This is a genomic window from Intestinimonas sp. RTP31139st1_F5_RTP31139_211217, from assembly GCF_040226735.1.
Lineage (GTDB): Bacteria > Bacillota > Clostridia > Oscillospirales > Oscillospiraceae > Intestinimonas > Intestinimonas butyriciproducens.
In genome coordinates this window covers 87,973-99,211 of the sequence record NZ_JBCOAQ010000004.1, presented here as the reverse complement: position 1 = coordinate 99,211, position 11,239 = coordinate 87,973, and the positions used below count along the sequence as shown (strand labels likewise).

Annotated in this window: 13 protein-coding genes; 8 read left to right on the top strand and 5 right to left on the bottom strand. The window is 60.9% G+C overall.

The window, feature by feature from the left end:
- Positions 1-54: 54 nt before the first annotated feature.
- A complete protein-coding gene (locus tag ABUA09_RS05075) occupies positions 55-210 on the bottom strand; it encodes a hypothetical protein (RefSeq protein ID WP_208319453.1) in 156 nt (51 codons plus the stop codon).
- A 139-nt stretch (positions 211-349) separates the two neighbouring features.
- On the opposite strand from ABUA09_RS05075, the gene ABUA09_RS05070 reads away from it, so the two are divergent.
- Together ABUA09_RS05070 and ABUA09_RS05065 are read left to right on the top strand one after the other, a co-directional pair.
- Complete coding sequence (locus ABUA09_RS05070) at positions 350-1,228, top strand: LysR family transcriptional regulator (RefSeq protein ID WP_033117369.1); 879 nt, start codon at positions 350-352, stop codon at positions 1,226-1,228.
- Positions 1,229-1,291: 63 nt separating this feature from the next.
- Entirely contained in the window at positions 1,292-1,534 is a 243-nt protein-coding gene (locus ABUA09_RS05065; RefSeq protein WP_033117370.1) for a TIGR03905 family TSCPD domain-containing protein, read from the top strand.
- 45 nt (positions 1,535-1,579) lie between these two features.
- Here ABUA09_RS05065 and ABUA09_RS05060 read toward each other — a convergent pair whose 3' ends face one another.
- A complete protein-coding gene (locus ABUA09_RS05060) occupies positions 1,580-2,335 on the bottom strand; it encodes a MerR family transcriptional regulator (protein WP_075704447.1) in 756 nt (251 codons plus the stop codon).
- Between the two features lie 111 nt (positions 2,336-2,446).
- Entirely contained in the window at positions 2,447-3,880 is a 1,434-nt protein-coding gene (locus tag ABUA09_RS05055) for a D-alanyl-D-alanine carboxypeptidase family protein (protein ID WP_227152379.1), read from the bottom strand.
- 136 nt (positions 3,881-4,016) lie between these two features.
- Between ABUA09_RS05055 and ABUA09_RS05050 the strand changes: the two genes are divergently transcribed.
- From ABUA09_RS05050 to ABUA09_RS05030, 5 genes are all read left to right on the top strand, one after another.
- Positions 4,017-4,373 (top strand): ComEA family DNA-binding protein, encoded by a 357-nt coding sequence (locus ABUA09_RS05050; RefSeq protein WP_197055531.1) that lies wholly within the window; start codon positions 4,017-4,019, stop codon positions 4,371-4,373.
- A 28-nt stretch (positions 4,374-4,401) separates the two neighbouring features.
- Positions 4,402-5,088: a response regulator transcription factor gene (locus tag ABUA09_RS05045; protein WP_216522316.1), complete on the top strand. Its 687-nt coding sequence runs from the start codon at positions 4,402-4,404 to the stop codon at positions 5,086-5,088.
- 41 nt (positions 5,089-5,129) lie between these two features.
- Positions 5,130-6,599, top strand: coding sequence for a sensor histidine kinase (locus ABUA09_RS05040; RefSeq protein WP_349949191.1), 1,470 nt, complete (start codon positions 5,130-5,132; stop codon positions 6,597-6,599).
- Positions 6,596-7,528: a GerMN domain-containing protein gene (locus tag ABUA09_RS05035; RefSeq protein WP_052082607.1), complete on the top strand. Its 933-nt coding sequence runs from the start codon at positions 6,596-6,598 to the stop codon at positions 7,526-7,528. Before ABUA09_RS05040 ends, ABUA09_RS05035 begins: the two co-directional genes overlap by 4 nt.
- An 85-nt stretch (positions 7,529-7,613) precedes the next feature.
- Positions 7,614-8,897, top strand: coding sequence for an O-acetylhomoserine aminocarboxypropyltransferase/cysteine synthase family protein (locus ABUA09_RS05030; RefSeq protein ID WP_279204946.1), 1,284 nt, complete (start codon positions 7,614-7,616; stop codon positions 8,895-8,897).
- Positions 8,898-8,983: 86 nt separating this feature from the next.
- On the opposite strand, the gene ABUA09_RS05025 is transcribed toward ABUA09_RS05030, so the two are convergent.
- Together ABUA09_RS05025 and spo0A are read right to left on the bottom strand one after the other, a co-directional pair.
- Positions 8,984-9,523, bottom strand: coding sequence for a flavodoxin family protein (locus ABUA09_RS05025; protein WP_058118267.1), 540 nt, complete (start codon positions 9,521-9,523; stop codon positions 8,984-8,986).
- A gap of 280 nt (positions 9,524-9,803) precedes the next feature.
- Positions 9,804-10,574 (bottom strand): sporulation transcription factor Spo0A, encoded by a 771-nt coding sequence (gene spo0A / locus ABUA09_RS05020; protein WP_033117377.1) that lies wholly within the window; start codon positions 10,572-10,574, stop codon positions 9,804-9,806.
- A gap of 278 nt (positions 10,575-10,852) precedes the next feature.
- Here spo0A and ABUA09_RS05015 point away from each other — a divergent pair, with 278 nt between their 5' ends.
- Complete coding sequence (locus tag ABUA09_RS05015) at positions 10,853-11,221, top strand: winged helix-turn-helix domain-containing protein (RefSeq protein WP_052082608.1); 369 nt, start codon at positions 10,853-10,855, stop codon at positions 11,219-11,221.
- Positions 11,222-11,239: the final 18 nt, after the last annotated feature.

Here is an 11,239-nt window from a genome sequence, read left to right as displayed (position 1 = left end):
CGGGGGCCCCTTCCCTTTGAAAAAGAGGGTGGGATTTGGTTTGCTGAAGTGTGATCAAGGACGGAACATCATGCCCACGGCCCGCCAGGGGCTTCCGGACCAGTAAGCGGACCTGGCGCCCAGGGAGCACCAGTCCTTCTTCCAAAGCCGCTCATGGCCCACCTGGACCTGGGGCTGTACACAGTTCATCGCGCTTTTGTTCCATTTCATGACTTGACGCTCCTTTCCGGTCTGTACGGCATTTGCCTCTTGTCTTCCTCTTGTGATTATTATACAATGGCATTAAGCATTACACAAACGACTCTTTCTCATTGATCGCATTCTGAAATAGAATGATAGGAGGCGGGGCATGGACATCGGAAAATATCGGGCACTGCTGCGGACTGTGGAGATGGGAAATATCACCCGGGCGGCGGAGGAGCTGGGCTACACCCAGAGCGCAGTAAGCCGGATCATCGCCGATCTGGAGCAGGAGTGGGGAGTGACGCTGTTGACCAGAGGCAGGATGGGCGTGGTCCTGAGCTCTGCCGGGGAGGCGCTGCTGCCCCATCTAAGGGCAGTGTGCAATGCGGACCGGGAGCTCCTGGAGGAGGTGGACCAACTCCACGGACTCACCCGGGGCACCATTCGGGTGGGGACATTCAACAGTATTTCGGTCCACTGGCTGCCCCGGCTCATGAAAACCTTTCTGGAGCGATATCCGGGGATCCGATTCGAGGTCATGACCCATATTGAGTATCGGGAGATTGAGGAGTGGGTGGCGGGAGGCCATGTGGACTGTGGCTTTATCGCTCTGCCCAGCGCCCTCACGCTGGACACGGTGTTTCTCCGCCGAGACCGGCATATGGCGGTGCTGCCGCTGGATCACCCATTGGCCGGAGAGGAGAGCTATCCCATCAGCCGCTTTGCTGAGGACTCTTTCATTAAATTGGAGGATGACCGGGACCGCGAGATCGTGCAGATTTTTGAGCGATATCAGGTAAAACCCAACCTCCAGTATCGGGTAAACGACGACTATGCGGCCATTGCTATGGTGGAGAACGGGCTGGGGGTGAGCGTACTCACGGAGCTGGTGCTGCAGCGCACTCCGTACGGCGTGGCGGTAAAGCCGCTGGACCCGCCGCAATTTCGGGATATCGGCCTGGCAGTGCGCAGCCGCCGGTCCGCCTCGCCGGCCACGGCCCGGTTCCTGGACCATGTGGAGCGCTGGGCCGCCGAAGGGATTTGACAGCGGGCCCCAGCGGAGGTATAATAATACCGCCAAAATCTAAGGAGACGGGAGCACGCCGCAATGACGATTACCTATAAGACGAAGGGGACCTGTTCCTCCAAAATGACCGCCGAGGTGGAGGACGGTGTGATCCGCTCTCTCCAGGTGGAGGGAGGCTGTGACGGCAATCTCCAGGGCATCTCTAAGCTGGTGGTCGGAATGCAGGTGGAGGATGTGATTGAGCGGCTGGAGGGCATCCGCTGCGGTCGCAAGGCGACCTCGTGCCCCGACCAACTGGCCCGGGCCCTGAAACAGGCTCTTTGAATCAACCGGCGGCGCATCTGGGAACAGATGCGCCGCCGGTCTTTTTTATTGAATGTGGGCCTCAATGGCGGCCCGCAGGAAGGCCGCGCAGCCGGGGAGCGCACGGTCATAATAGGCGGTGAACCGCTCGTCCTCGGTATACATGGCGGCCAGCATCCGGTGTGCTTCAGGGCTGTACCAGCGCTCCTCCCAGGAGTGGGAAAGCCAGGCTTTGTGCCGCAGGGCCAGGTCCAGCCCCACGTCCCCGGCCGGATCGGCCCCGGACCGGACCGCGGCCTCCAGTCCGGTCCGGATCTCCCCCTCCAGCGTGGCCATAGCCCAATACTGCTCCTGTGTAAGCTGCGCGGTCCGGGCATTGGCGCGGTCCATGACTTCATTTCCATAGCGGGCACGCACCTCGGCGCCGTAGGTCTCCTCATTTTCTCTGATTACTTTTTGTTTAAAACATTCGAATTTTTCCAGATCTGACATCATACTTGCCCCTTTCAAAGTCTTTTTTACGGTCAGGATAAGGGCATCCAGCCGGGTGCGGCGGGCCTCCAGGGCGGCGAGGTGGCTCTGCAGCGCCGCCTCACGGTCAAAGGCCGGATCATCCAGCAGTCTGCGGATGGCAGAGAGCTCCAGCCCCAGCTCTCGGTAAAAGAGGATCTGCTGGAGCCGGTCCACCTCCTGCGGACCATAGAGCCGATAGCCTGCGTCTGTGCGCCGAAGGGGCTTGAGCAGCCCCTCCAAGTCGTACCAGCGCAGGGTCCTGGGCGTGACGCCCGAGAGGGCTGCGAGCTGCTTGACGGTATATTCCATGGAACACATGCCTCCTGACAAGGGGAGTATAGCCCCTGCCGTAACGGCAAGGTCAAGATAAAAATAAAAATTGGGGGCGCGGCTGACGCGTCCCCAATTCTTGAACCGGTGTCATCGCCTGCGGCGGCCGCTGTAGCGGCCGCCGCTATAGCCGCCCCGGCGGCGGGAGCCGTATCTGCGGCGGCGTCCGAAGAGCAGCCAGCGCAGCAGCAGCACAGCCGCCAGCACCAGTACCACGACCAGCAGGATTTTTACCCAGAGCTGGTCAAAAAAACGCTTGACCTGGTCCAGACGGTAGAGAAGCTCCGAACGCGCCACGCTGTCCACGGCCACCAAGTCCAGAGAGCCGTATACCGTATCTCCGTTGGAGACCGTGACCTTGCCCACGATCTGACCCTTGTCCACGGGGGCCTCCAGGCTCTCGGCGTTGAACTCGGGCGTCACCTGGAAATCCGCCGGGTCCAGATCGTTGGGGAGGATCGCCTCGATTTCCCCCGATGCCTGGGCCCCGACATAGTTGGCGTCCCGGGAGAGCGTGACGGGAATGGTGCCTCCAAAATAGGTGCTGTCCAAAAGCGTTTTGGTGGAGAAGCTGCTGAATCCCCATTGGAGGAGCCGCTTGCTCTCGGAGAAGGACTGCCGCAGAGTGGTGCCGTCGGACTGCGCAATGTTTTCCGCACCCAAAACGACCGAGATGAGGTTCCGGCCGTCCTTGGAGGCGGAGGCGGCCAGGCACTGGCCGGCCTCCGGCGTGGAGCCTGTTTTGATGCCGGTGGCATATTCATAATAGTAGCCGGTGATCCTCCAGGTGGAGACCAGGGCGTTGGTATCGTGGAGTTCTCTGGCCTCATGGAGGTTGGTGGCGGGCACTATGTAGCTCTTGGCGGTGACGATGGTACGGAAGGTTTCGTGCTGCATCGCCTCCCGACACATAAGGGCGATGTCGTAGGCCGTGGTGTAGTGCTCTTCGTTGTGATAGCCATGGGTGTTGGCAAAGTGGGTGTCCTCCATGCCCAGCTCGCCTGCCCGCTGATTCATCAGGGCCACAAAGTCGTCCACACTGCCGGAGACCGCTTGGGCCAGAACATTGCAGGCCTCATTGGCGGAGGCGGTGAGGGCGCAGTAGAGGACGTCCTCCAGCCGGATCTGTTCCCCCTCCTTGATATTTTGGGTGGAACTGCCGTCGCCCACCTCGCGGTTAACCTCGGAGCCCACGGTGATCACGTCGTTCAGGGACAGCTCACCGCGATCCACGGCCTCGATGGCCAGCATGGCAGTCATGACCTTGGTGATGCTGGCAGGATAGCGCTGCTCATGGGCATTCTGATCGAAGAGCACGGTGCCCGTGTCGGCGTCCACCAGGATGGCGGCCGCAGCCTCAATGTGCATATCACTGAGCAGTTGGCTCTCCACCGGCGCCTTTGGCGTGACCACCGCTGGCGTGGCCTCGGGAGGGGCGCTCTGCGCGGCGAGAGCGGTGGGGAGGGTGAGTCCGGCGGCGAGGGCCAGGGCCAGAAGAGAGCGGAAAAGACGATATTTTTTCATTAGGAAACTCCTATAAACTGTGGTATAATAGCAACGATCCATGCGCCTGCGGATGGGCGGCGCGCGGAAATATTATACCAGACGAACGCACACCGTGCAACCGGGTGGAGGAGGTGGCGACATAAAAATTTCAACTTTGGAAAAGGCGCTTCTGGGCCTTACCGCCGCCTTTCTGCTGATGACGACCGGATATTTCCTGGGTGCGCGCAGCGCCGCGGACCCCTACCGGGTGGACACGCAGTATCCGGCTGCCGCTGAGATCGCCGCTCCGTCAGAGGCGCCGCCCGCCGCACCGGAGGGCACGGTCAATATCAATACCGCCACCGCGGCCGAGCTGGAGACTCTTCCCGGGATCGGGGAGAAACGGGCGGCGGATATCGTGGCGGACCGGGCGGCAAACGGCCCCTTCCGGATTCCGGAGGACCTCACAAGGGTAAAAGGGATCGGAGAGGGTACGCTGGCGGGACTTATCGAGTATATCACCGTAGAATAAACAGGATGCTGGCAGTGGAGGGTGTGCAATGGCGAAAATCTTAGTGGTTGACGACGAAAAGGTGCTGGTAAAGGGCATCAAATTCAATCTGGAAAACGAGGGCTATGAGGTCGAGGTGGGCTATGACGGCGAACAGGCGGTGGAGCTGGCCCGGAACGGCGGCTTCGATCTCGTCATTCTAGACCTGATGATGCCCAAGATCGATGGACTCCAGGCCTGTATGCGCATCCGGGAGTTCTCTAACGTGCCCGTCATCATGCTGACGGCCCGGAGCGAGGATACCGACAAGATCATCGGGTTCGAGTGCGGAGCGGACGACTACATCACCAAACCCTTCAATATTCTGGAGCTCAAGGCCCGCATCCGGGCCATGCTCCGCAGGGCGGGCGCTTCCGGGCAGAAGGACAAGGCCTCCCGTGTGCAGCAGGGCCACATCGTTTTGGATACGGATGAGCGCTCGGCCTGGCGGGACGGGGTGTCGGTGGAACTCACCGCCAAGGAGTTCGACCTCATGGAGCTGCTGATGCGCAACCCCGGCCGGGTCTACAGCCGGGAGAACCTGCTGAACATCGTGTGGGGCTACGAGTACGCGGGCGAGTACCGCACCGTGGATGTACACATTCGCCGGCTGCGGGAGAAGCTGGAGCTGGACCCCGCCAATCCGGAGTATATCCTGACCAAATGGGGCGTGGGGTACTATCTGAAAAGCACCTGAAAAAGGCCGGACCACGGCGGAGAAGAGGGAGGTGGCGAGAGGTGGAGGAAGCGGAAAAGACCCGGAAGACGGAAAAAATCCCATTCCGGCGGTCCATACAATTGAAATTTGCCCTAAGCTATATCGTCATCATCGCAGCGGTGCTGGCGCTGCTGAATACCTATCCGGTGCTGGTCTCTCAGGATCTGGTGTTCCATTCCAAGGCGAGCCTGCTCCAGTCTCAGGCCACGGTCATCGCAAACTCACTGGCGCTGTCGGCCACCCTGACCGCCGACACGGTGCGGGAATATATCGACGGCTCCCTCATGGGCTCTCTGGACAACGCCGGACGCATCCGTATTCTGGTCACGGACCCTTCCGCACGGCTGCTCTATGACAGCGATGAATACCGGGCCACGCAGAATCGCTATGCCCTGCTCAGCGAGGTGACGGCGGCGCTGAAAGGGTACGACGTGGCGGCTTCGGAATATCGGGACGGGGCCTTTCGCAGCAGGGCCGCCACGCCCGTCATGTACCGGGGCGTCACCATCGGCGCGGTCTATGTCTATGAAAACGACGCCGACCAGGCGCGGCTGCTCACCGATATCCAGAGCAACCTGCGTACCATTTCCATCGTCATCTGTGTGGTGGTGCTCATTATGAGCATTGTCTTTTCCAAGGCCCTCACCCGACGGATCGGCGACCTGCTGCGGGCCATCCGGATCGTACGGGAGGGCGAGTACAGCCACCGGGTGAGTATTCGCGGCGGTGATGAGCTCAGCCAGTTGGCCGGGGAGTTCAACCAGCTCACGGACCGACTCCAGACCACTGAGGAGGTCCGCCGCCGCTTTGTTTCCGATGCCTCTCACGAGCTCAAGACACCGCTGGCCTCGATCCGGCTGCTCACCGATTCCATCCTCCAGACGGAGGAGATGGACATGCCGACCGTAAAGGATTTCGTCTCCGACATCGGCGAGGAGGCGGGACGGCTCACCCGCATTTCGGAAAAACTCCTCACGCTCACCCGCATGGACAGCGCCGCACCGCTTGAGCGCCTGCCGGTCAACGTGAGGGATGTGTTGGAAAAGGTGAGACATATGCTCACCCCACTGGCGGAGGAGAGCCGGATCACGGTGGAGACCGAGCTGGCGGGGGATTGTGTGGTGCTCGCCACCGAGGACGACCTCTATCAGATCGCCTTCAACTTGATGGAAAACGCAGTCAAATACAATGTGCCCGGCGGTCGGGTGATGGTGTCCCTCCGGGGAATGGGGGATCTGGTGCTCCTCACGGTAGAGGACACGGGCGTCGGAATCCCCGAGGCCGATCTGCCCAAGATATTCGACCGCTTCTACCGGGTGGACAAGGCCCGCTCCCGCGCTGCGGGCGGCACAGGGCTGGGGCTCTCCATTGTGCGGGATACGGCCAGACAGCACGGCGGAGCCGTCACCGTCTGCCGCCGTGAGCCGGAAGGCACCCGCTTTGAGGTGGCCTTTCCCCGCTATGAGCCGAAGGGAGGCGAGGAGAGATGAGCAGACGGCTGCTGGCCCTGTACTGCGCGCTCCTGCTGCTTCTGCCGGCCTGCAAGCAGGGAGGGGAGGCGGGCCAGAGCGGCAATGGCGGGTATCAGGTCTACTTTGCCGTCCCCTTCGGGGGAGAAGGCGACCCCGGAGAGGCGGGGGGGACGGCCGTGGCCAGCGAGATCCGAAGGCTGCCGGAGGGGGCCGACATCCCCGGCGGACTGATGGAATGCCTGCTCTCCGGCCCGGTCTCAGACGATCTGGCTTCCCCGTTCCCGGAGGGCGTGTACCTTCTGTCCCAGCCCACTGTGGAGGAGGGCGTGTGCCGGGTCAACCTCTCGGAAAAGTACGGCGGACTCTCCGGGGTGGAGCTGACGCTGGCTGATTACTGCATCGTTCTCACGCTCTGCCAGGTGCCCGGGGTGGAAGCGGTCTCCATCGATGTGGAGGGCTCGCCCATCCCCTATCGAGACCGTCAGCTCCTGCGGAGCAGCGATGTGGTCCTCTCAGGCGGCGAGGACCAGCCGCTCTATCTGACAGTGAAGCTGTTTTTCCCGCGGAGGAGCGGAGGACTCGCCGCAGAGGAGCGAAATGTGCTGCTCACCGAGCAGGACACCCCCGTCACCGCGGTGCTGAACGCACTGCTGTCGGGGCCCGAGACCCAAGGGCTTTTCTTCCTCTTTCCGGAAGAGGCCCATATTCTCTCCGCCTGGGTGGAGAACGGAAACTGCTATGTGGATTTTGACGCCCCCTTCTTGGACCGGGAGCCGGAGTCTGCGGCCCAGGCCCAGCAGCTCCTGTACGCCATTGTGAATACCCTCTGCCAGCTCCCGGATGTGGGGGCGGTCCAGATCCTGGTGGAGGGGGAGGCGCCGGAGCGGTATGGTGAGATCCCCACCTCCTCGCCGCTGGAGGCAAACAAGGACCTAGTGGTGGATTAAGTCAGATTTTGATTGACAACGCCCGGGGACCCGAGTAGGATATTTTCATATATTTTGCCCCATATGCCTGAAAGGATGATGTCCCATGTCCGAGTATCAGCCCAGTACCAACTGCCTCCACGCGGGCTACGTCCCCGGGAGTGGAGAGCCCCGCAACATTCCCATTGTCCAGTCCACCACCTTCCGGTATGCCACCGGGGAGGCCATGGGGGCCCTCTTCGATCTGGAGGCCGAGGGTTATTTTTACACCCGGCTCCAGAATCCCACCAACGACCAGGTGGCGGCGAAGATCTGCGCCCTGGAGGGCGGCACCGCCGCCATGCTCACCTCCTCCGGTCAGGCGGCAAATTTCTTTGCCATCTTTAATATCGCCTCCTGCGGCGACCATGTGGTGGCCTCCTCCGCCATCTACGGCGGCACCTTCAATCTCTTCGCCGTCACCATGAAGCGCATGGGGATCGACTTCACCTTTGTGGGGCCGGACTGCACGGAAGAGGAGCTGGAGGCGGCGTTCCGTCCCAATACCAAGGCGGTCTTTGGCGAGACCATCGCCAACCCGGCTCTCACTGTACTGGATATTGAAAAGTTTGCGCGGTGCGCCCACGCCCATGGCGTCCCGCTCATTGTGGACAACACCTTCCCCACTCCCATCCACTGCCGGCCCTTCCAGTGGGGCGCGGATATCGTGACCCACTCCACCACCAAATATATGGACGGCCATGCCAACGCGGTGGGCGGCGCCATCGTGGATTCCGGGAAATTCGATTGGAACCGGTATGCCGACAAGTTCCCCGGACTTACCACGCCGGATGAGAGCTATCACGGCATCACATATACCGAGTGGTTCGGCCTGGGGGGCGCGTACATCACCAAGGCTACGGCACAGCTGATGCGGGACTTTGGCGCCACCCCGGCCCCCATGAACTCCTATTTTGTCAACGTGGGCCTGGAGACCCTGCCCCTGCGGGTGGAGAAACACTGTGCGAACGCCCAGGCCGCGGCGGAGTTTTTGGCGAGCCACCCCAAGGTGGCGTGGGTCAACTATCCCGGCCTTCCCGGCAATCCGTACTACGCCCTTGCACGGAAATATATGCCGGACGGCACCTGCGGCGTGGTTTCCTTCGGCGTGCAGGGAGGACGTGAAGCGGCTTCCCGGTTCATGGCGGGGCTGAAGCTGGCATCCATTGCCACCCATGTGGCCGACGCGAAGACCTGTGTTCTGCATCCCGCGTCCACCACGCACCGGCAGATGAACGACGAGGAGCTGCTGGCCGCGGGCGTCTCCGCCGACCTGGTGCGCCTTTCGGTGGGCATCGAGGACCCGGCAGATATCCTGGCAGACCTCGAACAGGCCCTGGCTCTGGTGTGAGAGAGTACCCATACCGATCAGAAGAAGACCCTCCGGCGATTGATCGCCGGAGGGTCTTCTTCTGATCGAAAAGAGCGCCCGAGGAATCAGACGGCCTTTCCCATTTCATACGCCTGCTGTACCGCAGGGGTGCGGAGAATGTCCCCCTTTTCCCAGGCGCCCACGCCGTAGAGGATACCCTTCTCGACCGCCCGGTCCAGGCAATCGAGTGTAAAGCCGCGAAGGCCCTCCACGGTCTTTTCCAAATTGGCGCGCTCCGTGTCGGCGGCGGTCATAATGTAATAAAATTCTTTGTCCGTCATCTCTGTATAACGGGGAACCGTCCGGTCGATCAGGGTTTTCATCTGGCCGTCCATGGTGTAGAAATAGACCGGTGTGGCCAAGACGATTACATCGGCAGCCACCATTTTGTCGAGGATTTCCGCCATGTCGTCCTTCTGCACGCATCGGTGTGTACGGTTGCAGACACCGCAGCCTGTGCAGTAATGGATGTTTTTGTCACGAAGGAAGATCTTTTCCACCGAATGGCCGGCCTCCGTGGCGCCGCGCAGGAAGGTGTCGCACAGGACATCCGAGTTACCGCCCTTGCGGGGACTTGCTGACAGGATCAAAACTTTCTTGCTCATAAACACGTGCGTCCTTTCTAAAAATATGACCTGGATACCGATCCCTTCGGTCCCGATGCATACCCGAGGCGGGCGGGGCGACCCGCTGAATAGCGCGCGCGTCCACGCCGGAGGGGGCCCCGAACAGGAGGGATACCGGCATTGTAATCCCTGGAGCGCACTCCAAGTCAAGCGCTTTTTTGAAGGATTGGAAAACACACCCGCACAATAGAGAACTCCCGTCCCAGGCGGTTGGAAGCCGCGCGGGCCGGGAGCTCTCCGGGAAAATTTGTAATTGGAGTTACTTTTCTTTGCGCTGGAGCTGGAGACGGTCGGCGATCATAGCAATGAACTCAGAATTCGTGGGCTTGCCCTTGGCGTTGGAGACGGTATAGCCGAAATATTTTTGCAGGGTCTCCAGATCGCCGCGGTCCCAAGCCACCTCGATGGCGTGACGGATGGCGCGCTCCACCCGGGATGCGGTGGTATTGAAGCGCTTGGCCACTTCGGGATAGAGGATCTTGGTGACGGCATTGATGACGTCCATATTCTCCACTGTCATGATGATGGCCTCGCGGAGGTACTGATAGCCTTTGATATGTGCGGGAACGCCGATCTCGTGGATGATGGAGGTCACAGACGCCTCCAGGCTCTGATGGGGACGGCTGGAGGGGCGGTCGGGGAACTCGTCTTCGCCATGGAGGGGAGTGGTGATTTGGCGGATGCGCTCCACAGCAGAGGAGAGCTTGCATGGCTTCATCAGGCAATAGTTGGCGCCCCGGGCCAGGGCCAGCTCCGTGGTACCGCCTCGGGCCAGGGCGGAGAGCACCATCACCTTGGGACGTCCGGCGGCATCGAGCGCAGCCAGAACATCCAGACCATCCATGTGAGAGAGGATCAGATCCATCACCAGGATATCCGGCTTGCAGGAGCGGACCAACTCCACTGCGCGCTCGCCGTCGTCGGTGGTCCCCACGACCTCCATATCTCCCTCTTCGCTCAAAGCCTCAATCAGCGCGTCGCGAAAAACCACGTCCGCGTCGGCAATCAGAATACGCTTTTTGCTTTCCATGTCGACTCCCTTTCCAGCAGAACTCCCTGCTCTCTGATTTGCGGCCAACCTTTCGGTTGTGCCATGACCATAATTTACCACAATCAGACAGCAAACGCAACCCTTTTTTTCCAGGTTATGGGAAAATATTTTTGCAGTGCTGTCTAAAAGATACGAAAGTGCCCCCGAAAAGAAAGCGGATCAAACGGATAGATCAGGGGCTCGCGTTGGAGAGACCAGTTGATTTTTGAGGGCGGGGCCGATATAATACAGGCGAGAACAGGAGGAGGGAGACCGGAATGGCGGAAGCGGCATTCACCTTGAAGCTTTCCCCGCGGCTGTTCTGGGGAGGAGAAAAGTGTTTTGGCCCCGGAATTGCAGAATTGCTGGAGGGGGTGGATCGGGAGGGTTCCCTCCGCGCGGCGGCGTGCGGGATGGGAATGGCCTACTCAAAGGCATGGACGGCGTTGCGCCGGTGTGAAGAAACTTTGAAGGTCCCCCTTTTGGAGCGAAAGACCGGAGGGCGCAGCGGAGGACATTCCAGACTCACGGCAGAGGGACGATTTTTATTGGAAGAATACCGGAGGCTGGAGCGCCGTCTCACACAGGAGGGAAGCGGCCTGGCGGATGCGTTCAGCCGGGCGTGGGAAGCCTTTCGCACCCAATAGGGATGAAAGGCTGTGGCG